This is a genomic window from Alkalicoccobacillus plakortidis (assembly GCF_023703085.1).
Classification (GTDB): Bacteria; Bacillota; Bacilli; order Bacillales; family Bacillaceae_D; genus Alkalicoccobacillus; species Alkalicoccobacillus plakortidis.
In genome coordinates this window covers 58,129-82,735 of sequence record NZ_JAMQJY010000001.1, presented here as the reverse complement: position 1 = coordinate 82,735, position 24,607 = coordinate 58,129, and the positions used below count along the sequence as shown (strand labels likewise).

The window sequence follows — 24,607 nt, the reverse complement described above, 5'->3', positions numbered from 1 at the left end:
CCTTCTTGATGCTGTATAATGAATTATAAATATAGAATCAATGCATATATGTAATGAATAAATGGAGGAATACATGTGGAATGGCATCATTTTGAATATTTCCAAACACTAGCACGCACTGAACATATGATAAAGTCAGCTGAATTATTATCCGTTTCCCAACCAGCATTAAGTCGATCCATCAAACGACTTGAACAAGAATTAGGCGTTCCATTATTTGATCGTAAAGGCAGATCTATTGTGTTAAATAAATACGGAAAGATATTTTTGGAAAGAGTCAATCGCATTACCTTTGAACTAAGCGAGGCAAAAAAAGAACTATCAGAAATGATAGAACCAAACAGCGGAGAAGTGACATTAGGCTTTTTACATACGTTAGGACCGAGCTTTATACCTGAGCTGATACGATCCTTTATGGTTCAGTTTCCAAAAATTAAATTAAACCTCGTACAAAATAATTCACATGCTTTAATGAAACAGCTCAATTCAGGAGACATTGATTTATGTCTAGTACCAGAAGTACATCTTCAAAAAAGAACGAAATGGACACTCATTAAAAGTGAAGAATTGTTTATAACATTACCGACCACTCATCGACTTGCTCATCTATCAGAATTGAGATTAGATCAAGTGGAACATGATTCCTTTATCTTCTTAAAAAGTGGCTATTCGTTACGTCACACAACAGATGAGATTTTTTCAGAACTTGGAATAATGCCAAACATAACGTTTGAAGGTGAAGAAGTTCAAACAATTGCCGGATTAATTGCTTCTGGTCTTGGAATCTCGTTGTTGCCTAAAATTGCAGAAGCAAAAGAAAATAAAATCGTCCAAATCCCTGTGCATTCAATAGAATGTAATCGACTCATTGGGGTCTGTTGGAATGAAGACAGCTATCTTTCAGCCGCTTCACAAAACCTGATTACTCATATCTTAGACATGTACAAGCATAGGACTTAGTTATGATTTTCCTAAGCCTTCTTCGATTTTGATTTTCTTTTTAATGAGAAGATGAGTGGAAAAAGATTAACATTGTATAGAACAATGATTCACCTCAATATTTAGAAACATTAATTTCCTTTTATTGCTCTATTCACTGTAATAATTCTTTTCAAAAGCAAACGAGGTGGACAATGATTGCCCACCTCGTTTTAGTTTTATTATTATAGTTGAACAGCCTTTTTAGATGACTTAGCCAACTTCCATTCCTTTCTCCATGAAGCTTGGGCAAATGCTAATAGTCCTACAGCCATCAGTGTAATCATTGCAAAAACAATAAATCCACTTGCATAGGTTCCTGTCCAATCTCGTAGGATTCCCAAGATATTTGGAAGAAAAAATCCGCCAATTCCTCCTGCGGCCCCGACGATTCCTGTTACCATCCCAATTTCTTTTTGAAAACGCTGCGGTACCAACTGGAATACAGCACCGTTGCCCATACCTAAACATCCCATTCCAATAAACAAGGCTATTGTCACAAAAAGTAATGGTGGGAGCATACTGACCGTTAGCATACAAATCGTCATACCAATGAATAAGAAATAAAGCAACTTGGCTCCACCAATTTTATCCGAGATCAAACCACCTACTGGACGTAGAAAACTTCCAAGCTGCCACAACAATGGTGACAAACTCGCCTGCTCTGATAGGTGATAGTGTATATTGGCTAACAAAGAAATAACTAAGAAAGCTCGACAATCCAACAAATCCACCAAAGGTTACACTATAGAGCAAACAGAAAAACCAGGTGTCTCGTTCTTTAAAGACGGCAAAATATTCTTTAATCGGTTTTGGTTTAGGTTGATTGGGCGGCTCCTTTGCCATAAGCGTATAGGAAAGCAAAACAAGAGAGAGTGGAATTAAAGCAAGACCCATCACTCCGTTCCAACCAACTACTTCGGCAAGCCTTGGACCAAATAAGGTCGCAAGCAGTGTCCCGCTATTCCCAGCTCCGGCTATACCCATAGCTAGTCCTTGTAATTCAGGTGGGTACGAAGCGACTTGCCATTGGCAGCGACGCGGAGAAACTTGCTCCAGCTACACCTAATAGAATTCCAATCATATAGAGTTCGGCTACCGATGTACCGAGTAGCCAACCCCATAAGAGTGGAATCATCGTGACAATCATTCCACCAACACTTGTTTTCTTTGGTCCAAAACGATCAGTTAGAACCCCCATAATGATTCTAAAAATGGACCCGGCGAGGATTGGGATTGCCACAATCAAGCCGATTTGTGAAGCAGTTAAGCCAAAGTCATTTGTAATATATACACCTAATGCGCCAAGCATAACCCAAATCATAAAACTAATATCAAAGTATAAAAACGCAGAAAACAATGATGGAGCATGACCACTTTTTCGTAAGTCTGATAGTTTCATCTCTCTCTCACTCCTATTAATAAATTTAGCGTATATGAACTAGTGGAGACACTTGAACTGCACTTACTTTAAATCCAGGCATTCTACAGGTTGGATCCAGTTTGTCTTCTACAAGCCTATTTACATTTTGTGTTTCATCCCAATGAAATGGCACAAAGACAGTGTCTGCCCTTATCTGAGTGGACCATTTGCTTCTTACCACAATCGATCCACGTCTTGAGGTAATACGAACAAGAGTCTGATCGGTGATTCCGAGTTGTTTGGCCGTTTCAGGATGGATCTCCATAAATGATTCAAAATGTCTTGCTGATAAAGATGAACTTTTTCTTGTTTGAACACCTGTTAAGTAATGGGCCATTACCCTACCTGTTGTTAGAAATAGTGGATACTCAACACATGGCTGTTCTTTTGGAATGACTGGTTCGTTCGGAACGACAGCCATGACAGCACGCCCATCTGGATGGGCAAAACGATCCTCAAATAATCGACCGGTTCCTGGATGATCAAGTGTTGGGCATGGCCAAAGCAGGCCGTCTTTACCACGAAGTCGATCATACGTTATTCCGTAATAATCAGCGACTCCTCCCTTACTTGCCTGTCGTAGTTCATTAAAAACATCTTCTGCACATGTATAGGAAAAGTACTGTTCTTTGCCTAACGCCTTTGCAACATCACAGATAATTTGCCAATCATGCCTTGCTTCACCCGGTGCCGATTTACTTGCTTCACGTAACGTCACTCTGCCTTCTAAATTGGTCATGGTTCCTTCGTCTTCTAAGTATGATGTCGTCGGTAGGATGACATCCGCAAGCTTAGCTGTCTCTGAGACAAATAAGTCAACTGCTACAAGAAATTTCAGCTTTTTTAATGCCTTTTTTACAAATCGAGCATTTGGATTTGAAACGATTGGATTTGAACATAGGAGAAACAAACCAGTGATTTCTCCTTGATCCATTTTCTGAATCATCTCAAAAGCTGATACACCTTTTCTTGGAAGCTGATTGGGATCGACTCCCCATACATTCGCTACATAGGCGCGGTGCTCTTCGTTTTCGATCGATCGATAACCTGGCAATTGATCCGCTTTTTGTCCGTGCTCTCTAGCACCTTGACCGTTACTTTGGCCAGTAATAGCGCCATAACCACAGCCTGTTTTGCCAATCTTCCCTGTTGCAATCAGAATATTAAGGAAATTACGCACAGCAATGGAGCCATCCGTCTGTTGCTCAACTCCACGCGCAGTCAGGATCATACCTGCTGCTCTTTTACCAAAAACTGTGGCTGCTCTCTGAATATCTCGAAGGGCTACACCTGTTTTCTCAGCAATCTCATCAAGTGACAAGCCCGCCACATGCTGCTTCACTTCTTCAAATCCATTAGCTCTATCTTGAATAAAAACTTCATCAATCAGTTTTTCATCAATAATTACTTTTAAGAGACCATTTGCTAATGCCGCATCCGTTCCTGGCTTAAGCTTTAAATGTAGGTCTGCTAGTTTGGTTGTTGCGGTTTCGCGTGGATCAATAGCAATGATAAAAGCGCCATTCTCCTTTGCTTGCTCAAAATAAGGCATAATCGTTGGCTGACATTCAGCAATATTCGTACCAGCGAGAATGATACATTCAGAATAGGAAATTTCCTCTAAGGTATTTGTGAGTCCTCGATCCATCCCAAATGTCAGGGTTCCAGCTGAAGCGGCAGCAGACATACATAAACGTCCGTTGTAATCGATGTATTTGGTTTGAAGCCCAACTCTTGCAAATTTACCCATAAGATAAGCCTCTTCATTGGTAATGGATGCACTTCCATAGACAGACATAGCATTCTTGCCGTCTTCGTTTTGAATAAGATGAATTTGTTCAGCTATATAAGAAAGAGCTTCGTCCCAAGCTTACAGGAACAAATTCATCATTCTTTTTAATAAGCGGTTGCATTAGACGATCTTTATGGAAAGCATGTTGGTGGGCATTCAAGCCTTTTATGCATAGTCGTCCTTTTGAGGTTGGATTATCAAGTCCTATTGTTCGATACGTTTTTCTCGTAACACTTGTTTGCTCCACTAATTGCATCTTACATTGCACACTACAAAACGGGCATTGGGTATTACGTACTTTTTCTTTTTGTGTCTGTCTCTGTTTTTCTCGAAAGTAGCTTAATAGCATATCGGCCACTCTAAACACTCCCACTCTTTTCTATTAAACGAACTCTTTATGATCTGAGTTAAATTGCTTTTCATTTCTTTTTCTTGTTGCCTCTAACTCTTGATTTAGATCAAATCGACAGCCTGCATCAAATACGATTTCTCTTACATGAACAAGGCCTACACGGTTTATCCAGTTCAGCATTGACTCACGATACATCGCCGTTTGACGATAATACTGCAATAGGATTGGAACAGCTTCCATTAACTCTATTTTGTTTGGCATTAAGTAAAAGAGCTGGCTATCTGCTTGCCCTCCGATCAATACCTCCCATCCAACAACTGATTTAATGAGCTGCAAATCTCCTTCCGCATTTCCATGTGTACAGGCTTGAATGTCTATAACCGTTTCAGCAGGCATTTGCACAAACCGGAAAAGGTCATGTAGCTCTAAAGACAATGACCACGCTTCATCCTGCGTGCAATCACATCTACTTAGATCTGCTTGCTTATTCATCCAAACTCGGCTTCCAGAATGGGTGGTTTGAGCAACTCCTAGCTTGCCTCTCACTGCGTCTAGCTCATCTTCTTTAATTCCTAAAATTTGCATCTCGGAATGTTTGGTCTGCATAACTCTTAATTCAGTGAATTGCTGTAATAATTGAGATAGATTTTTAAAAAACTCTGCTTGTTGATTTGCCTCCCCTACATCAACTAATACGGAAAAAAATCCATCTGAATGCCTGATCGCATTTCCTTGAATATGTTGTTTCAAATGGTATTCTGGATACATCATACCTAAGTAATAAGAGAGAGTTTCTCGACAGGTTCCACAGCCCTCCGCTGTTTTCCACGATAAGGACGTCATGATTTCAGCTAAGGAGAGAAGCTCTTTTTCATACATTCTCTCTACTACTTCAGCTTCTGTTAGGCTAGTACAGCCACATAAAGAGGGTGTAACCTCAATCTCTTCGTCAAACTCATCACTTTGAATGTAGCTTAGAAGATCTGCCACGATGGGTTTGCAGCCTCCACATGAGCTAGCTGCTTTTGTAAAGGTTTTGACTTCCTCAACCGTATTTAAGCTTTCTATTTGTACGGCCTTTATTATTTCTCCTTTTGATACGGCATTGCACTGGCAAACTAAAGTGGCAGCTGTCATCTCAGCTATTTGACCAGCCTGACTTCCTTGCGAAATAAGCAACTGTTGCTTTTCCTCTTCTAACAACTCTGTTTCTTTTATCACAAGTTCAGTAAGCTTTGCGCCATCAACGATATTGCCATATAAAATTGCACCTTTTAAACGATCTGCTTCAAAAATCAACTTTCGATAATGTCCATTTAATTCATCCATCACAGATATGGTTTTACTCTCGTCTTTTAGCGTAATATCGCCAACTGAAAATAGGTCAACACCTGATATTTTTAACTGAGTTGCAAGGGTACTTCCTCTAAACACTAACCCTTGTCTCCCACAAAGTTCTTGAGCAAGAACCCTGGTTTGCTCATAAAGTGGCTTAACCATGCCATAAACAATGCCTCGATGTTCTACACACTCTCCAACTGCGTAAACGTCCTCAGCTGAAGTACGTAATCGATCGTCCACCACGATGCCACGATTTGTGCTAATACCACTTGTACTAGCCAAATCGATATTCGGACGAATACCAGCAGACATCACAACTAAATCAGTCTCAATGGAGGTACCATCCGAAAAATGGATTCTATTTACTCGCTCACCACCTGATAATTCTGTTGTCTCCTTACCTAAATGAAAATTCATCCCCTGTGCTTGCAATTCATTTTGAAGAAGCTCGGCAGCCTGTTCATCTAATTGCCGTTCCATAATACAGGTAGAACGGTGAACCACATCAACGTCCATACCAAGATGTATTAAGCCCTTAGCTGCTTCAAGTCCTAACAATCCGCCGCCAATTACCAATGCTTTTTTATACGAAGACGCAGTTTTAACTAGCTCTTTACAATCCTGCATTGTTCGAAATGCAGTGACTCCTTCCTTCTCAATTCCAGGCACAGGCAAGATAAAAGGTGTAGATCCTGTTGCAATGACTAGCTTGTCATAAGTCATACACTCACCTTGATTTGTGCGAATGATCTTTTCATGTGTATTAATTAGATCCACCTTAACACCAGTGAGTAGTGTTATATCACGATCTGAGAACCACTCATTTGTCTGAGTGTGAATTCCGTCTATTGATTCTTCCCCCTGTAAAACAGAAGAAAGTAGAATCCGATTATAGCTCCTGACTGGCTCTTCCCCAATAATAGTTAGATCAAAGGAGTCTGGACATATCTTCAACAACTCTTCTACAGAGCGCATTCCAGCCATTCCATTTCCTATCCACACAATTCTCTGTCTCTTAGTCTCTGTTGGCATGAGTAAACTCCTTAAATATTCAGAATCTATTCAATCTTCTCCAATCATAACGAGACATTCTCAAAACTTGGTGATTTATGTGATAAAACGTGACATAGTTTTTAATAAAAACTGCGATTATCGTAAAACTTTAGTCCTTTACTATGATTGAGTGAGCAGGATAAAAGTATGAGGTTGATATGTAGAAAAAAAGAACCACACCTAATTAAGATGTGGTTGGATCCATTCATTCCGTTTTAATACCTTCTACCGATAATAAGTACATAATTTGTGTTTCTGCATCTTGATCGATCCATTTTCTATACTCTTTCTCAGTAGAGATAAGGGTATCCTCTAAGAAAAAACCGTCCCTCACCATTTGTACACCTCTACTTGCCATGACGTCAGCCCAAATCGTAATTTGATGATGAAAATTACTATCCACCCTAGATACTGATTCATGTTGAGAGATAACATTCGTTTTGTGAATACCTAGTTCTGTAAACATATCCTCAAGCTGATCAGCAATCATATTATTCATGCCTGCATCAGTTCGCCACTGTAAGAAAGCTTTATAAAAAGTGTAAAAGCTTTCTGGGGCCTGCGGTTTCAGCATTAATTTTTCGTGATTGTAATCAAGCACAATAATGTTTCCACCTGTTTTTGCTGCATGAATCATCTTACGCAATGCTTCCTTTGGCTCTGATAACCATTGTAGGACGCGTGCTGAAGTTACAATATCAAATTCATCTGCATAACTCAGGTTATAAATATCTCCTATTTCAAATGTTAAGTTAGGGACTTCATTATACAACTCAACTGCCTTTTCTATTAACAATGGATTACTATCAACTCCAACTACACGACCAGTTTCCCCAACTACCTCCGCAATATCCTTTGTTATTGCTCCCGTACCACATCCAATATCAAGGACAGTCATTCCTTTTGTTAACAATTGGGCTAATCTTTTGTGTGATGCATGAAGCGTTCGAGAATCTAGAATAGTTGATGCTTTATCAGGCATTTCAGCTCTCAATTTTGCTTTGTTTAATTCCAATACCATTCACCTCGATTCCTTTTGTACTAAGTTCAACTTAATTCTTACTTTTCCTTCTTGAAAAGATGAATTGGTTTTATTTAAATTAAAAACGGAAATAGATGATAAACATAATTAACTAAGGAGGATTCGCCATGCCTTGGACACTTAACGATTATCCTAGTTCATTAAAGAACCTTGATAAGGCCACTCGAAAAAAAGCCATTGAGATTGCAAACAGTATGCTAGATGACGGATATAAAGAAGGCGATGCCCTTCCTATAGCAACAAAGCAAGCTAAAGAATGGCATGCTAATGCAAGTAATAATGAAATCGATTCATTTATAAAAAACGGACATGTAAAACCAAACCCTAACCGCTCAAGCTCTTCTCGTCCAGAATTAAACGAAGTGCCTCAATTTGTTACTCCTCATTCTAACGGTGGTTGGGCGGTCCAAGCAGAAGGAGCCGATCAGCCTTCAGAAGTGTTAGACACAAAAGAGGAAGCAATAACACGTGGAAAAGAAATCGCAAAAAATAAAGGAACCCAGCTAATCATACACAAACAAGATGGAAGTGTGGATGAAAAAATTCAGTATGATTCATAACGAAATAAAAACGAAGTGAACAATGACTTTTGTTCACTTCGTTCCGTGTAATGAGCTAACGATTTATCGATGCTGCCTCTTATTTAGAATCCTTGAATATCTTTTTATATAAACTGTGTGATTTACGAAAAACCCCCTCATAAAAACCAGTAAGATATCTTGATACAATCACTCTAATAATAGCGACCATTAGGACAACCACCATCAGGAACAATAGAATTTCTGATGCTAATTTAAATGCACTCACTTAAATCACCCTACTCTTAAACATCCTTATTTAAATAGATAGGCCCTTCTCTTCTCCAATCACTTTTTTTATTTGATTGACTATATCAACGAGCTCACTTTTATGCTCAAATAAACCAAGAATTGAGTTCATGATGACAAGTTGTGGTTGCTCTTCTTCTAATTTCTCTTTTAACATATCCAAATTCCCGATAAAAGCTGTTCGTTCAATTTCTGATAGATAGATTTGATTCAATTTTTCTTCAAGTGAAATTAGAATATAAGCTAATCGACTTTCACCTACACATGCTTTTTCTTCAAAGTGATTTGATTCAGTCAACTTCTCCATAAGCTCCGAGGATAACATCGGTTCCATTTCATTTTCAACTAGCAAATCCAGATACTGTTCCACACATTGAGCTGCATACGGAATATCAAGATACTCAGAATGATAAGATCCAATCTCAACATATTCCCTAATTAAGGCATCATACAGCAAAACAATATCCCATCTATTAGATTGTTGATTCAATTTAAATACACTAGATAGCATGAAATCTAACCGTTTATAGGTTTTGATTTTAAATCGCTTAATCCCTTTTTCTAGCTCAATAAATTCCTCCTGTTCCACAACAAAAGGAGCCAAAAGAAAAAGAGTTCTATTCGTATGAAGACTTTCTATATATAACTCCGTTTGTTTTCGAAAACGGACATTTGGAGATGTTTCTTGATCTAATACCTGCAACTGACTTTCAAATAATTCATCGCGAAACTGCAAAAGTTCATAAAATAATTCTTTTTTAGAAGAAAAATAATGATAAAAAGTCGCTTTTGACATTTTGCATATACTAACAATTTCTTGGATGCTCGTTGCCGCGTACCCTTTTTCAGTAAAAAGTTGAAATGCTGTATGAATAATTTGAGTTTTTTTCATCCTGTATCTCTCCTTCATTCTTCCTTTGGTCATTTTAACATGATACAAAAAAATGTCTTATATGATAATAGTACTAAAGAGTACTAAGTTCATTCAGATCATTTATATCAGTAGTACCACAAAGTTTTTGACTGTAGAATCTAATTGATGCTACCATTGGTTTCTTATCATTGGTCTTTATTACTAGTCGAAAAGGAAGGAATGTCCACTCAAGATGACACATAACTCATTACATACAAAACGTTTTATCTCATTAGACTTAGCTCGCGGTATGATGCTGCTTTTAGTTGCGTTAGCTCATGCTTCTTTGTATGCAGGTAGCACTTTACTCAGTCGACCTGAAAGCATGCATTCGATGGATACAATCTTAAATTACATCTCCGTTTTTGTTGTTGATAATCGTGCAAGACCTATGTTTGCGTTTCTTTTTGGTTATGGATTGACCCTAATCGTAGCAAGCTACCTTAAAAGAAATAGAACCATACGTGATGCCAAAATGTCTCTATATAGAAGGGCTTTATATTTGATGATTTTTGGATTCTTTTTATCTGTAATCGTTGGTGGCCAAGATATTCTAGCAATCTACGGAGCGGCTCTACTCTGTATTACCTGGCTCATTTTTAAAAGCGATAAAGTACTTAAGCGAGCGATTGCGATTATTTCAGCACTCTTTGTGGTCATCTTACCAGTCATGTGGGGAAGTATGGCGGTCATGCTACAAGAAGAAAATGCACTTCAACTCACTTACACCTCGTATAGTGAGAATCTAAGCAGCCAATTCATGCAATTTATAACTGGTGGACCCTTTCTTGGGAACCTTGCCTTACCTATAGTTGTCTCCCTCCTACTTGGCATATGGGCAGGAAGGAAAAAGCTCTTAAATGAACAACCTGATCACAAGCCATTATTGAAAAAAGTAGCGATTATAGGCATAACCGTGTCCATTTTAGGCGCAATCCCTCAAGCCCTTTACAGCAATGGAATCATTGAACTCGGTCCACTATTTAGCGGATTAATTTTTTCCTTGCATATGATTACTGGCATTATTGGCGGGGTAAGTTATGCAGCTATATTTGGCTTAATTGGTCCAAAGCTAATACAGAAGGAACTCTTTGTTCGACCAATCACAGCCCTCGGCAAACGCTCTCTCACCTTTTTCATGCTAAATGAAGCCTTATTAGTTGTATTCCTCTCTACCTATACACTGAATTTAGGTGAGACATTTGGATTAACTGTAAGCTGGTCCATTGCTTTTGGTATCTGGCTGTTGGCTCTGTTAATTGCCACTATACTTGAGAAAAAGCAATTAAACGGACCGATGGATCACCTATTTCGAAAACTTGTTCATCGTAAACCTCGGGAAGAGAAGCAAGGAATTGCTTAAATACAGGAAAAACCATACTGAGATTAGTATGGTTTTTTCTTGTTAGATAGCTATAGCTTTTTCTCTTTTTATTCTCCAAACTAGAATGCCAAGTGCAACAACTATACATTAATCAATCACATAAACCTTCTCATTCCTTGGGTCATATAACAATTCAATTGTATCTCCTGGTTTAGGTGGTGAGATGAGATTAACAACTTTTTTTATTTCTTGTTCCATTTTCTTGTTTAGATGAACAAATTGAACACGCATGAGGACCTGAGGCTGTTCATTAATAAATAGACCAGTTTGTCTTAATTGAAGGATTGTCGCTTGCACCACCACGCCCCCATTATCATAAATTTTTTGTATTTTACGGGACTTGCGTTTCATCAAATGAGTAATGATAAGAATAATAGCTAATGGGACGGCAATCCAAATCACCATAAAAATTCCCATTACCTGAACAGCTTCATCATCTTTTACGTACGGTACCACTTTGTCTAGTGAAAATGTGCTACCTTCGTTTATTAGCTGTTCTGCCTGCTTTTCTTTTTCATAAGCTACATTCGAAAATGTTTGTTGAAATGTGAAATCTGTTACGTAGTTTATCTTTTGCTCTTTGATGTTGATGACACTAGCTTGGTCCGATGAAGAAAGATACAGGTTATCATCTACTAGTTGAGCTGAGAAGACCGGCTCTGTGAAAAGAATCTGTGAGGTAACCTCTTGTAGCTGTGGTGTTAGATCTGCTTGAAGCTTTTCACCAGATCGATTATAAAGGTATCCAATCATTGGAGCTGTTTCATTCACCGTCTCTCGACCAAGAGCTAGCGTTTGGTCCTCACCAAGCTGAAACAACTCTGGATAATAGATAAGCTGTGGTGTTTCAATATCATTTATATAACGACCAGTTAGTAAATCAAATTGAGCAAATTTCTCACCATCCAATCGCATGGCAGCATCACCTGATTGGTAATAATGAGACCACAGCTTCTGCTCCGTTTCCCACTGTGAATTAGAGGCAGAGACTAGAAACCTTTCATCTACATTATCTGATAAGCTCATGATGTATGAAGATCGATCATAAAGTGTCAGCTCCAATGCTGGCTGTAAGTTCTTAAACGAACCAATTTTATAGAAACCAACCTCCACTAGATCAACTATTCGTTCATCATCCATAAGTGGGATGTTCTCGAATGTAGTATCATTAATCATAAAAGCAAGATGGGTATTTGAATCATCGAGACCTGTTATGTATATTGAATTTCCCGATACAAGAACATGATTTTCTAGAAAACCATCTACTTTTGTTTCTGGAATATCTAATGTAACCAAGCCTTGCCCACTTTCATAATAATAGGCTAATAGTCTATGATCCTTTGCTGCTTTTGTGATCAAAACTAATCCATCCTGTTGATAAGAAGTAAATAAACGATTAAAGATATCAGTATCTAATTTTTCAGAATGAATGAGCGCACTTGTCTTTGGATCAATCTCATGAAGCATCATCTCTTCATGCTCATACGAGACTGAAAGCGCATGACCATTAGGTAAGAGAAAATATTGATCAATCGATTCTGCTTGTTGTTGTGATAGCTGAGCCTCTTCCATTAATGCATCCGCTTGCTCAAGATTTGGATTGTATTGAACCAAACCAATAATAAGTATGACACTTATAATAATTACAGGGATCATAACCAGAATGCCGCCTAAAGGAATCACAATTGATTTCCCTTTTTGTGGTTTTAATTGCCTCATCAACTAATCTCCTAAACGATTATTTTCCAATTAACTGATCTTATAAAAACGAATCAAATGGTCAAAGTAGTATACGTGCGAAGCTAGCAGAGCGTTTCAGCTTATATTTTTCAGATCATTTAAAAACGACTACCTTATCATAGCCGTTTAATCACAGTTATTGCCCGCTTTTAATTTAGTTTTTACCTAGTGAAAAGCCATCAAACAATCGACCTCCAAATGGCTCCAATGTTTCATCGACTAGATGGATTACTAGATTTTTGTCTCCGTTTTTATAAAACATATCAAACGCCTTGACAAATTGATCAGTGAACACCTCATCATAGTTTCTCAATGAACGAATCACCCATTTTGATGCACCAGTCCATTGTTTGTTAGTTCTTAGAACAAATTCGCTTACTAACTCAGCAAGTGTATTTGCTATAAATAATTCCTCAGCTCGATTAGAGCAACCTATAAAATCATCTAATGCATCCGTAATAAAGTAACGTTTTGTATCTATTGTTTCTATTGACCATTCTTCAGGTCCCTTATTTAATTGATCCGTAGCTTCTTGTTTTATGGATGCAAGGATTTCATCATCTTTTATGATTATTCCTTCCGAAACCATTCTTTGCATAGATGGTCTCGCTAGTTCAAAATCCAATTTAAAAAAATGTTTATAAGAGGTTGGACTATGAACAAAGATCTCTATCGCCCAATCATATTTCACTAACGACTGTCTGTAAGATGATGTAAGATGTTTATCAAATATCACGATATCAAGATCCGAGGTTTCTGTTGCCTCACCTCTAACAACACTACCTGCTAACAAAGCTCCTTGACAATCTCGAAAATAGTCATTGATAAATTGTTCTGCTGCCTTGATCGGGCTCAGCTTATTCAGTTCACTCATTACATTCACCTCTTCTTACACATCAAATTTTATGAATGCGCTCTCAATTCGAATTCTGACATAAGCTCTAAGAGCACCTGTGCATCCTCTTGAAACTGCTCGGGATCTTCATCCTGGACAAACTCTAATAGAAAATGCTTGGTCTTCATGAGGATCTTTTAAGTGAAGATGATGCAAGTATTGTCTCCAGGCCCCCACTCCCTCTGCTAAAGGAAGCCTATCCTGTTCTTGCCAATAAAAAACATGAACATGCTTTAAGAATGGTTTTACTATTTGGATGTCTTTTACTCGTTCTGATACTTCTATACCAACAGCTGGTTGCCAATACAACTTAACGTTATTATGATTAATATCCTCTACTAATTGTTTGGCACTTTCACTTGTATCGGTAAGTGTTCCACCATGATACTCAATATGTACAGCAATTTTTTGTGCTTGAGCTAGCTCAGCAATACGTTGAATGTCAGCTGTTACTTGTTGTCGATCTTTCTCAGATGCTTCTTCAGACCCCTTTATTCCCGCCCATATTCTAATAGATGGGGCTCCAAGCTGTTTAGCTGTTTGAAGAATCGTTTCAAACGAGTTGCCATTCTCCGTAGCTCTCGCACGATAATACGAACCGTAAGACAACACCTCTAGACCAGCTTCCTTCATCTTTCTAGCTACACATTCTGCTTGCTGGCTATCTCCAGGCTGAACATGTACATCAGCAGCCCATTCAATGCCATCTAAATTCGCCTGCTTTGTTCTCTTTATAATTGTATCAACTGACTCTTTTCGGAAGGTCACGGAACATACACCAGTTTTGATCAATTTGAACATCTCCTTTATCATAGATTAACAAAATTCAGATAGTATGGTCAGTTCATTTACTGTTTTTAAAATGGTCGCCTTCTATTCTTTTTCTTGTGCCTTTAAATTTTTTACATACTCACGTGCTATTTGATTTGAATGATCCAACGTAAGAAGTACCTGCGCAACTTGAGAAGCTTCTTCTTTCGCCACTACCTGATCAGGAACTTCACTTAAGAAAAGTAACATTTCCATGCCTGCTAAATCCTTACCATTCGTTAAATATAGGATTTTTCTCACATGGTAAAGTGCTGAAAAGTAGGCTCCTTCTATGTGGCATAGAGGAAGAATAAGCAATTCTACTGCCAAATGGTGAATCCTTACCTCTTCTTGTTTGATAAGTAAACTAGCAAGAAAAGTATAATAACTAAATGATGGTTGATCAAATGCACCCACAATCATTGTACTCGAAAACGTATCAAAGCTCATCTCACGATAAAGTAACTCAGCTGAATCATAATTGGCAGATAAAATAGATCTCTCCAGTTCAGTCATAAAGGCATCACTTCGTACGTCCACATTTGATGATATGTTCCTCTCATTAACAGCTTACCTTGATGAATAAGCGCTTTTATCCGATATTCGATAAATGTATCACTAGGTAATTGATCGAATTCACCTACCGCATGAGCAATTAATTTAATTGCTTTCATAAATTCATCCTGATCATTTTCATGATGTAATAACCAAGCTATGTTTAAGATGTCTTCGTCCAGTGCATCTTCTGGTACATTCAACAATGAATTTTCTCTCCAGACTCTGAGTACATCTTCTGATTCAGATCTCCTCAGCCATTCATCTTCAAGTTTCTTCCTGATTTCTATAGCGATTGAATCTAATTTATGCTCTGCAAACATCATTCGCAGCTGCTCAGGCAATATTTCTGAGCTTATTTGTGGATAAAATTGCTCATCACGCATTTGCGGAAAAAGCTCGTGATAATAATCTGATGTATTTATACTTCTAACATTTGAAGTATGATTTTTTAATAGATACATGGCAAACAAATAACCAACCTGCTCCGTTGCATTATTTCCTGTCCAAATCATTACATCTGAACCTGCTGGAATTTGTTGAATATCGTTCTGAGTTTCATAAAACCTTGTGTAGCCCTGCTTATAGCTAGTACTATGTCGCATTCGTTCCATCCATTTGTAACGTGCTATGACACCTGCTTTTTCATGAAGATTCCAAATCGGACCATAAGCAAAATAATCATCAAAAGCAATAAATGTATGATTTGCTCGACCTGCTCCTTTAAATCCGTATCTAAGACTTCCAAGCAATGGTCTCTGTCATAGCAATATGGTAAGTATGACTAGTTGGTTGTGGCATGATGTTGTCTCCTTATTTGGTAGGGATGGTTCCACAACTCACCACATGAGTTTGTAGATTTTCTTCTAGAATCACTACAAGTCTTTCTTCCATACCATGTGGTGATTTGCTTCTCCCCAATAATTATTCAAAACATAATTAGGAGCTCCAAATTTTTTTGTCCAAATGAGTTGTGATCGTCTATATCCACTGTCTAAACAATACCCGTGGAAATCATGATTATTTATGTCTTTGAGTAAAGTTTCAATTAATTTAGACCCTATATGATTTCCTTGATATGTGGGAAGAACGAATATAGTGCCAATCTCAGGGTATTTGACCAGATCTTCATTTATTATATTTTGGATGAGTTCATTCGGTTTTCCATATTCTATCGTTCCGATGATTTTATCTTCTGCATTATCTATGGCAAGTAGAAATTGACGCTTTTCTTTGCAATTTTCTAAATCGCTTTTTAGATATTGAATTTTTGTTTTTAGTTCTCCTTGTTGATCATCAACAAGTTTGGAAAGGCCCTCTCTTGCAAACGTGTCTTTGATGACATCTTTAAAAAGATTATGAATTTCTTGTCTATCAGAGTTTAGCGGTCGTCTTATTTTAACTCTTTCCAAATTGAACCCTCACTTCTTATCAGTAAATCCTAAGCTACCTTTTCTCCTGCAACTACCCTTCGTCCTCTCCTACTTACAAGCACAGCAGAGTATAGCACAGCCAAAATTCCAGCAAGCTGCCATACATCTAAGTAATCATTAAGAAATAGAACGCTTGAAATAACTGCTACAACTGGTTCAATCGTTGCAAGAATTGAGGCTTTGCTTGCCTCAAGATGCTTAAGTCCCGTTGTATAAAATACATACCCACCCACTGTTGATACGAGTGCAAGGAGAATAGCCGGTACTAATACAGATGGACTCACGAATAGTGAGGCTTTTTCAGTAATAGGACTTGCAAGTAACATAAACACGCTTGTATATAAAAAAGTATAGGTCGTAATCGTTAACGGTGAATACCGTTTTGTAATAGGTTTAGTAAAAATGCTATATAGAGCATAGAAGAACCCTGAAAGAACACCCATTAAAATGACTGTGCCTGGAATACTTGATGTTCCAGATGGCAATAGTTGTACAACAAACGCACAGCCCATTAGAGATAAGACAAGTGCTGCTATTTTATTCTTTGTTAGCAGTTCTTTAAAGAAAACTCTGGAAAGCAATGCCACAAACATCGGCCCAGTATATAAAAGAGTTACGGCGAGAGATAAATTTGAGCGAGCAAATACTTCAAAGTAAAAATAATTAAAAAATGCAATGCTGCAAATTCCTGAAGCAGCAAAGATCCAATGATCACGTATTCTTGTTTTCAGATGAGATCTAAACCAAATGGCCATGAATATAATTAAAAAAACAAACGTAAAAATACCTCGAATGGCCACCACTTCCCATGCAGTAAACCCTTCTTGATAAAGAGGATCAACAAAGAGCCCTATCAAGCCCCAGCATGACGCACCTAAAATTGTATATATGTATGCTTTTAATGTAGACATAACCCCTCCTGCTTAGAACGTGTTCATATTAAGTAAATTTTATTTTCTATTGTTTCACTTCTGGCTCCATCGTTTCAATTTGGCTTTCTATCGCTTCACTTTCGGCTCCATCGTTTTAATTTGGCCTTCTATCGCTTCACTTCTGGCTCCATCGCTCCAATTTGGCCTTCTATCGCTTCACTTTCGGCTCCATCACTCCAATTTGGCCTTCTATCGCTTCACTTCTGGCTCCATCGCTCCAATTTGGCCTTCTATCGTTTCACTTTCTTCTCCATCGCTCCAATTTGGCCTTCTATCGTTTCACTTTCTTCTCCATCGCTCCAATTTGGCCTTCTATCGCTTCACTTTCGGCTCCATCACTCCAATTTGGCCTTCTATCGCTTCACTTCTGGCTCCATCGCTCCAATTTGGCCTTCTATCGTTTCACTTTCGGCTCCATCACTCCAATTTGGCCTTCTATCGCTTCACTTCTGGCTCCATCGCTCCAATTTGGCCTTCTATCGTTTCACTTTCTTCTCCATCGCTCCAATTTGGCCTTCTATCGTTTCACTTTCTTCTCCATCGCTCCAATTTGGCCTTCTATCGCTACTCTAAACTATACAACAAAAAAAGGAACGAACACTACCTCTTCGTTCCACTTCAGTACCTATAAATGCCTCCGGCGGGATTCGAACCCGCACTCCTCTCGTAAGCATAGGCTAGGGGGAACACGCTTCCCTACGGACTTTCACCGGCTAGGAATTTCACCTGCCTCAGCTGATTTGCTTTTCGGTGCTTCTGAAACCCTTACCTTGCGACCCGGCTTCACAATTGTTTTCCGGCGCTCTTCCCTTCTAGAGCTACAGAGGCGTATACACTATTTATATTACTACATTTACCAATTTACGTCTTTATATTTTACAGATGTTCATTCAAAAGATGTAGACCCAACCATCTCTATGACTGATTTCGTTTCAACCCAACATACTTATACTAGTGATATCAATATAAATAAGGAGATCTTCATATGAAAATACAAACACTAACATTGTTAACGAATAACCTAAAAGAGATGAAGGAATTTTATCACGAGAGATTACAACTACCATTACGGGGTGACCGAGCCAAATCTTTTTCTGTCCAAATAGGAGCCTCTATTCTGGAGTTCAAAAAGAATAATGATGATACAGATCCTTTTTATCATTTCGCGATGAACATCCCTAGAAATAAATTTCGCGAAGCCAAATCATGGATTAGGTCTATTACAAATCTAAACACACATAATGAAACGGACGAAGTCTTCTTCAAGAATTGGAATGCATATGCTGTTTATTTCACAGACCCGGCTGGTAATATTGTAGAGTTTATTGCTAGGCAACATGACTCCATTCAAAAAAGTCACTCCCATTTTAACTCAGATCAAATCATTAATATTAGTGAAATAGGCATTGTAACAAATCAAGTCCAAACAATTGCAAAACAAATTAATAAAATAGGTATTGAAAATTCGCGACAAGGCACTGAGGATTTTTCTCCGCTTGGTGATGTAGAAGGTTTATTCATTATTGTTAAAAGCAATCGGATCTGGTTTTTCTCTGATCAACCTGCTAGCTTTTTTCCTGTTGAAATAAAGGTAAAAGACTTTGGAACATTCATTTTTAACAAGGTTGATAAGGTTAGTATATAAACTAGTTCTTGAGGTCGAGAGTTCACTCCACCAAATAGATTATCGTCTACTAACGGCAAAAAGAAAATTAAAGTCCTACTAAATTGTGTGAAACCCTCAGTAGATTTCCCCAGTCATCTTATTTCCATGCTCATAGTATAGAAGTGTACCATCAATACAACTTCGAAAGGGGCAATCACAATGGAATTTAATGAATATAAACATGATGATAAATGGGGAGGAAACGGCAAAGACAAGCACGACAAATGTCATAAACATGATGATAAACATGATGATAAACATGATAAATGCAAAAAACATGATGACAAAAAGAAAGACCCTGGTTTCGCACTTGTCTTAATCCTGTTTATCCTATTAATCATCGTTGGTGCAGGATTTGTAGAAAAAGGTTATAGCAACGGAAATGGTAATGGCAATGGATATAGTAATGGTAATGGCTATTACAACAATAATAACTATAACAACAATCGTTGTTAATTAGTTTACTTGGTGGATTCATATTCTTGGATCCTCCATTACATACTCATGCACTAAAACTGTTCATCGTTTTAGATAGTGTAAACGTTAGATAGTAAGAAATTGGTGTATGATAAGTAGAAACGGAACAAACATGGCCCCTTTATTCTCAACGGGCGTTTAATAAAGCACTTTCTTCATTTTAAAATTTAAATCTTATATAACAAGCTTTTTAACATGTTGATAAACAAGTTGTAACTTCTTGTTCTGTCCTTTATTTGCTCCCTCCATATTACCGAATTCAATGAATTTAACCTTCTTAATTCCAACGTAGTTAAAAAGTGCTTTTTTCATCAATACTTTATGAGCATTATTTAAAAGAAATAGCGGGTAGTGTTTTGGACCTTTCATCGTAGAAATACAGATAACTGATTTTCCTTTCAGGAGACCTTCCGGAAGTATCTTCCCTATATCTTTGTATGCAAAATTTGAAGCAAACATCTGATCAATAAACCCTAATAGCATTGCAGGAGGGCGTCCCCACCATATGGGGTAAATGAAAATGATTTTGTCTGCCCATAGAAGCTGAAGCCGATACGTTTCAAGATTAGGATCTCTATGCATATCCCTGCGCCTTTTCTTTTCATTAAAACGTAAAATAGGATCAAATTGCTCCTCATATAAATCAAGAACATGAACATGATTAATGTTTGAATTTTCCTCCGCACCTTTAAGAACATTCTCTAAGAAAGAGTAGCATAGGCTTTTGTGATTCGGATGGGTATATATAATTAATAAATTCATAGCTCACCTCAATTAGTTGTCATTTGATAACTAGATCATATCCTACCTGCATTTTAGTTGTCAATTGATAATTGTTTTTTGATATTTAATTTGATACATTTTTTATGAGGTGATTTTTATGAGTAGCACTCTTTTTAACCGTTTTATTGCATTTACAGCATCTGTACATGAAGTAAAACATGAGATTACTAAAAATGTCCGCAGCCGGTCCTTAACGTCAGTACAATATGGGATTATGGAATATGTATTTGTTTCACAACCTGTGAATCCGAGTGAAATCAGCGATTGTCAGCATATCTCTCTACCTAATACGAGCCGAGAACTTAAGAAATTGCATGCTATGAATTTAATTGAAAAAGTGATGGATAAACAAGATGGTCGTAAACATACGATCGTTTTATCTGTGGAAGGCAAAAGGATGATGTCAGAAATATTTAGCGAGATCGAACTGCTTTTTAATAAAAAAATTGAACACGCCTCCGCTCAGGACTTAGAAGAAATCAAGAAAGCATTGGACGTGCTCGAAAAGAAGGTATTCTATTAAAGCTGATATGTTACGATACGGCTTATCAATTAGATCTCCTCTCCTATCTCCTCCGACTTTTTAACGTATCAAAAAAACCTTTCGCTTGGATTTCTCCAAACAAAAGGTTATGTATTATCTAGATTATTTACCTAAACTTTTCTTTGCTTGTCCAACAAATGCAGCGGCGTGTTGCTCTAGTCCTTGCCAATCTTGCGCTTCAATTAAATCTTTGCGTAACAATGGTCCGCCTGCGCCAACTGCTGTTGCTCCGGCTTTGATAAATTCATCGATTGTGTCTAAATTCACTCCGCCTGTAGGCATGATTTGAATATGAGAAAGTGGGCCTTTTACCGCTTTGATAAATGCTGCACCTAACACATCTGCTGGGAAGGCTTTAACCATGTCAGCTCCCCACTCAACAGCTTGTTGAGCTTCGGTTGGTGTAAAGATTCCTGGAATCATGATCTTGCCATGGCGTTTAGCTGCGCGAATAGTTGGCTCATTAAGAATTGGAGCAAAGATAAATTCTGCTCCGGCTTGAATAGCTGCTACTGCTTGCTCAGCATCTATTACTGTTCCTGCACCAATAACTACTTCTTCACCAAACTGTGTACGAAGCTCAGCAATTGCCCCTAGTGCGTCGTCTGAATCCATCGTAACTTCTAATCCTGAAACACCGCCATTGACCAAGGCTTTTGAAATAGACACGATGTGTTCTCTAGGCTGTTTACGAATAACAGCCACAACACCCGAACTAATTAATGTATCAAATCTACTCATCGTAATACACCTCCTGAATTTCCTTCTTTTTGCTCGATAAATTCTACTACTTCCATACGAGTTGGTAATCCTTCAACATCACCTGGAGAACTGATGACAAGAGCGCCAACTGCAGCAGCAAAATGAACGGCCTGTTCGAGACTTTTCTCTTCTAGAATGCCTGATAAAACACCTGCGGCAAAACCATCTCCAGCTCCAATTGCATCAACAATTTGTTTGATTTCAAAGCTTGGAATTCGCCCTGAATCACCACCTGCTTCTGCAAAAAACGAATACTCTCCACCGTTTTTAATAACGACTTTCTTCACGCCAGATTCAAATAATAGATTAGCAATTTCCATTTCATCACTTGTCCCGTATAACCATTCTGCTTCATCGAGCCCTGGCATAACAAGATCAGCTTTTGATGCAATGTCACGCATAACTTGACGAGCTCCTTCTTCACCCAGTTGACCCATCAAAGTAAAACGTAAATTAGGATCAAAGGATACAAGGACACCATTTGCCTTCGCAACTTCAATCGCTTTAAACATTGCTTGGCGACATGATTCACTTAGTAGTGCTGTAATGCCGGTTAAGTGGAGAATTTTTGCACTGGCAATTTGTGTTTCATCTAAATCATCTGCATTAAAAAAGCTCGCAGCAGAGCCACTTCGATAGTAAGCTACGCGCTGATCACCTGGTCTGCGCATTTCTTTAAAATAAAGGCCGGTTGGTGCACCTGAGTATGATTTAACATAGTCAGTATTTACACCTTCTCCTCTAATTTTCTGAATGAGGAATTCACCAAATTCATCCTGTCCAACCTTACTCATCCAGAGCGACTGGTGTCCAAGCTTAGCTAATCCAATTGCAACATTGGATTCAGCTCCACCAAATCGTTTGGTAAATGTATCGACATACCTTAGAGGACCACTGGTTCCTGCTTCAAGCAAAACCATCGTTTCCCCAAATGTTACGACATCTGCACCCATCTTCTATACCTCTCCTCTCTATACACCTGAATAAGACATAAATCCACCATCTACCGGAACGATAATACCGGTTACAAATTTTGAGCTTTCTGAATCAGCTAACCAAAGTAGAGTACCTAATAGATCCTCTGGCTTTCCAAAGCGTCCTACTGGCGTGTGAGCAATGATTTTCTCCGCACGTTCCGTTAAGCTACCATCTGGATTCGTTAAAAGATTTCGATTCTGTTCTGTTAAAAAGAAACCTGGTGCAATTGCATTTACACGAATGCCAGCACCTGCAAAGTGGACAGCCAGCCATTGAGTGAAATTATCAATTCCGGCTTTTGCTGCGCTGTAGGCAGGAACTTTAGTCATCGGTGAAGGTGCACTCATTGATGAGATGTTAATAATGGTTGCACCCTCTTGATTAATCATCTGTTTGGCAAAAACCTGCGTAGGTAAAACGGTTCCAAGTAAATTCAACTTAAAGACATGGTCAAATCCAGTCATGGTCATATCAAAAAAACTTTTCACTTCTGGATCTGTTATGTCTTCGCTTGAGAACGTTTCCTTACTTGTGATTGCATCAGGGTGATTCACCAGCTCCATTAACTAACACATGACAAGGTCCAAGTGTCGCAAGAATCTCCTCACTTGCTGCGAGAATACTAGCTTCATCTAAAACATCACAGGAAACAGCTAAGGCCGTTCCCTCTGATTCGCGAATTTCTGATTCAAGTGCTTTTCCTTTTTCCGCAGAACGATTTAAGATCGCTACTTTCATTCCTTGTCTAGCAAGCTCTCTTGCCATCTCACTACACAAGACACCGCTTCCACCAGTTACAACAGCTACTTTTCCAGCCAATGATTTATAGTTTGGTAGCATTATGATTTGCCTCCGGTCTTCACGTTCTCATATGCATCCCAAAGTCCCCACAAATGCATTATACCAAGAGCACGATCATATAAGCCATAGCCAGGGCGACATTCTTCATTCCAAATATGTCTCCCATGATCTGGACGAACATAACCAGTAAAATCATTCTCATGATAGGCCTTGACAACATCTGCTATATCAACCGATCCATCCTGCGAACGATGAGACGTTTCAATAAAGTCTCCATTATCATACACTTTTACATTACGAATATGGGCAAATGGAATCCGGTCGTGAAAACGACGAATAATTTTTGGTATATCATTTGCCGGGTTTGCTCCAAGTGATCCACTACAAAGCGTAATATTATGAGATGGGCTATCAGAAAGAGAAATTAATCTTTCAATGTTCTTCTCACTTGTAATAATTCGTGGAAGTCCAAATACAGACCACGGTGGATCATCCGGGTGAATCGCCATTTTGATATCATGCTGCTCACAAATTGGTAGAATCTGTTCAAGGAAATACTGTAGATTGTCCCAAAGCTGATCCTCAGTCATGCCTTTGTATTGATCAAAGGACTGTTCAATTCCAGCTAGACGTTCAGGTTCCCAACCAGGCATTGTAAATGCAGAGTTACTAGTTGTTTGGCGAATTAGTTCTTTAGGATCCATTGAGTCTACTTTACTCTTTTCATAGAATAAGGCCGTGGAACCATCCCCCATCTCTTTAAAGAGATCCGTTCTTGTCCAGTCAAAGACAGGCATAAAATTATAGCAGATTACCTTAACGTTCACTTCTGCCAGATTAACAATGGTTTGTTTATAGTTCTCAATATACTGTTCTCTTGAAGGAAGACCTAATTTGATATCCTCATGTACATTGACACTTTCTACAACGTCAAGATGGAAACCGTACTCATCGGCCTGACGTTTTATTTCCTTAATCTTATCAACTGGCCATACCTCACCAAGCTGGTAAGTCATGCAAAGCCCATACAAGGCCTTCTACTCCTGGAATCTGTTTTATCTGCTCTAATGTAACTGAATCATTATTTTCTCCATACCATCTAAATGTCATTTTCATAGTAAACTCA

22 protein-coding genes and 3 pseudogenes are annotated in these 24,607 nt (G+C 38.3%); 6 read left to right on the top strand and 19 right to left on the bottom strand.

The window, feature by feature from the left end; all coding sequences use genetic code 11:
- Positions 1-75: 75 nt before the first annotated feature.
- Entirely contained in the window at positions 76-960 is an 885-nt protein-coding gene (locus NDM98_RS00530; protein ID WP_251603209.1) for a LysR family transcriptional regulator, read from the top strand.
- Positions 961-1,163: 203 nt separating this feature from the next.
- On the opposite strand, the gene NDM98_RS00525 is transcribed toward NDM98_RS00530, so the two are convergent.
- From NDM98_RS00525 to NDM98_RS00500, 6 genes and pseudogenes are all read right to left on the bottom strand, one after another.
- A complete protein-coding gene (locus NDM98_RS00525) occupies positions 1,164-1,631 on the bottom strand; it encodes an MFS transporter (protein WP_251603205.1) in 468 nt (155 codons plus the stop codon).
- Entirely contained in the window at positions 1,567-1,965 is a 399-nt protein-coding gene (locus NDM98_RS00520; protein ID WP_251603202.1) for an MFS transporter, read from the bottom strand. The genes NDM98_RS00525 and NDM98_RS00520 overlap by 65 nt, the downstream gene beginning before the upstream one ends.
- A gap of 16 nt (positions 1,966-1,981) precedes the next feature.
- Complete coding sequence (locus NDM98_RS00515; RefSeq protein WP_251603199.1) at positions 1,982-2,380, bottom strand: MFS transporter; 399 nt, start codon at positions 2,378-2,380, stop codon at positions 1,982-1,984.
- A 25-nt stretch (positions 2,381-2,405) separates the two neighbouring features.
- Positions 2,406-4,551: pseudogene (gene nasC, locus NDM98_RS00510) on the bottom strand (assimilatory nitrate reductase catalytic subunit NasC).
- Between the two features lie 24 nt (positions 4,552-4,575).
- A complete protein-coding gene (gene nirB / locus NDM98_RS00505; RefSeq protein ID WP_251603196.1) occupies positions 4,576-6,918 on the bottom strand; it encodes a nitrite reductase large subunit NirB in 2,343 nt (780 codons plus the stop codon).
- 226 nt (positions 6,919-7,144) lie between these two features.
- On the bottom strand, positions 7,145-7,960 hold the full coding sequence (locus NDM98_RS00500; protein WP_251603193.1) for a methyltransferase domain-containing protein: 816 nt from the start codon (positions 7,958-7,960) through the stop codon (positions 7,145-7,147).
- A gap of 128 nt (positions 7,961-8,088) precedes the next feature.
- Here NDM98_RS00500 and NDM98_RS00495 point away from each other — a divergent pair, with 128 nt between their 5' ends.
- Positions 8,089-8,541, top strand: a complete 453-nt coding sequence (locus tag NDM98_RS00495; protein WP_251603190.1) for a DUF2188 domain-containing protein — start codon at positions 8,089-8,091, stop codon at positions 8,539-8,541.
- Positions 8,542-8,818: 277 nt separating this feature from the next.
- Here NDM98_RS00495 and NDM98_RS00490 read toward each other — a convergent pair whose 3' ends face one another.
- Entirely contained in the window at positions 8,819-9,700 is an 882-nt protein-coding gene (locus NDM98_RS00490) for a TetR/AcrR family transcriptional regulator (protein WP_251603187.1), read from the bottom strand.
- Positions 9,701-9,914: 214 nt separating this feature from the next.
- On the opposite strand from NDM98_RS00490, the gene NDM98_RS00485 reads away from it, so the two are divergent.
- Entirely contained in the window at positions 9,915-11,084 is a 1,170-nt protein-coding gene (locus tag NDM98_RS00485; RefSeq protein WP_251603184.1) for a DUF418 domain-containing protein, read from the top strand.
- A 108-nt stretch (positions 11,085-11,192) separates the two neighbouring features.
- Here the strand turns inward: NDM98_RS00485 and NDM98_RS00480 are convergent, their stop codons facing one another.
- The 7 genes from NDM98_RS00480 to NDM98_RS00450 form a co-directional block, all read right to left on the bottom strand.
- Positions 11,193-12,824 (bottom strand): hypothetical protein, encoded by a 1,632-nt coding sequence (locus NDM98_RS00480; protein WP_251603181.1) that lies wholly within the window; start codon positions 12,822-12,824, stop codon positions 11,193-11,195.
- Positions 12,825-12,999: 175 nt separating this feature from the next.
- Positions 13,000-13,719 carry a nucleotidyltransferase domain-containing protein gene (locus tag NDM98_RS00475; protein ID WP_251603178.1) on the bottom strand — a complete coding sequence of 240 codons (720 nt, stop codon included), beginning with the start codon at positions 13,717-13,719 and terminating at the stop codon, positions 13,000-13,002.
- Between the two features lie 108 nt (positions 13,720-13,827).
- Positions 13,828-14,532, bottom strand: coding sequence for a sugar phosphate isomerase/epimerase family protein (locus NDM98_RS00470; RefSeq protein WP_251603175.1), 705 nt, complete (start codon positions 14,530-14,532; stop codon positions 13,828-13,830).
- Positions 14,533-14,613: 81 nt separating this feature from the next.
- Positions 14,614-15,066, bottom strand: coding sequence for a hypothetical protein (locus NDM98_RS00465; protein ID WP_251603172.1), 453 nt, complete (start codon positions 15,064-15,066; stop codon positions 14,614-14,616).
- Complete coding sequence (locus tag NDM98_RS00460) at positions 15,063-15,857, bottom strand: DUF1835 domain-containing protein (protein WP_251603169.1); 795 nt, start codon at positions 15,855-15,857, stop codon at positions 15,063-15,065. Before NDM98_RS00460 ends, NDM98_RS00465 begins: the two co-directional genes overlap by 4 nt.
- A gap of 123 nt (positions 15,858-15,980) precedes the next feature.
- Positions 15,981-16,517: a GNAT family N-acetyltransferase gene (locus NDM98_RS00455; RefSeq protein WP_251603166.1), complete on the bottom strand. Its 537-nt coding sequence runs from the start codon at positions 16,515-16,517 to the stop codon at positions 15,981-15,983.
- Between the two features lie 29 nt (positions 16,518-16,546).
- Positions 16,547-17,449 carry a DMT family transporter gene (locus tag NDM98_RS00450; RefSeq protein ID WP_251603163.1) on the bottom strand — a complete coding sequence of 301 codons (903 nt, stop codon included), beginning with the start codon at positions 17,447-17,449 and terminating at the stop codon, positions 16,547-16,549.
- A gap of 1,006 nt (positions 17,450-18,455) precedes the next feature.
- Between NDM98_RS00450 and NDM98_RS00445 the strand changes: the two genes are divergently transcribed.
- Both NDM98_RS00445 and NDM98_RS00440 read left to right on the top strand, forming a co-directional pair.
- Positions 18,456-19,115 (top strand): toxoflavin lyase-like VOC family protein, encoded by a 660-nt coding sequence (locus NDM98_RS00445; protein ID WP_251603159.1) that lies wholly within the window; start codon positions 18,456-18,458, stop codon positions 19,113-19,115.
- 180 nt (positions 19,116-19,295) lie between these two features.
- Positions 19,296-19,592, top strand: coding sequence for a YjcZ family sporulation protein (locus tag NDM98_RS00440; RefSeq protein ID WP_251603156.1), 297 nt, complete (start codon positions 19,296-19,298; stop codon positions 19,590-19,592).
- 195 nt (positions 19,593-19,787) lie between these two features.
- Here NDM98_RS00440 and NDM98_RS00435 read toward each other — a convergent pair whose 3' ends face one another.
- On the bottom strand, positions 19,788-20,375 hold the full coding sequence (locus NDM98_RS00435; protein WP_251603153.1) for an NAD(P)H-dependent oxidoreductase: 588 nt from the start codon (positions 20,373-20,375) through the stop codon (positions 19,788-19,790).
- 118 nt (positions 20,376-20,493) lie between these two features.
- Here NDM98_RS00435 and NDM98_RS00430 point away from each other — a divergent pair, with 118 nt between their 5' ends.
- Positions 20,494-20,919: a MarR family winged helix-turn-helix transcriptional regulator gene (locus tag NDM98_RS00430; protein ID WP_251603150.1), complete on the top strand. Its 426-nt coding sequence runs from the start codon at positions 20,494-20,496 to the stop codon at positions 20,917-20,919.
- 123 nt (positions 20,920-21,042) lie between these two features.
- Here the strand turns inward: NDM98_RS00430 and NDM98_RS00425 are convergent, their stop codons facing one another.
- The 4 genes and pseudogenes from NDM98_RS00425 to uxuA all read right to left on the bottom strand — a co-directional run bounded on the left by NDM98_RS00425 (position 21,043) and on the right by uxuA (position 24,597).
- The gene (locus tag NDM98_RS00425) at positions 21,043-21,681 is read right to left on the bottom strand and encodes a bifunctional 4-hydroxy-2-oxoglutarate aldolase/2-dehydro-3-deoxy-phosphogluconate aldolase (protein WP_251603147.1); all 639 of its coding nucleotides are present in this window, start codon (positions 21,679-21,681) and stop codon (positions 21,043-21,045) included.
- Complete coding sequence (locus tag NDM98_RS00420) at positions 21,678-22,655, bottom strand: sugar kinase (RefSeq protein WP_251603144.1); 978 nt, start codon at positions 22,653-22,655, stop codon at positions 21,678-21,680. The genes NDM98_RS00425 and NDM98_RS00420 overlap by 4 nt, the downstream gene beginning before the upstream one ends.
- A gap of 18 nt (positions 22,656-22,673) precedes the next feature.
- Positions 22,674-23,520 (bottom strand): annotated as a pseudogene (locus NDM98_RS00415) (SDR family oxidoreductase).
- Positions 23,520-24,597, bottom strand: a pseudogene (uxuA, locus tag NDM98_RS00410) (mannonate dehydratase). Before uxuA ends, NDM98_RS00415 begins: the two co-directional pseudogenes overlap by 1 nt.
- Positions 24,598-24,607 lie beyond the last annotated feature (10 nt).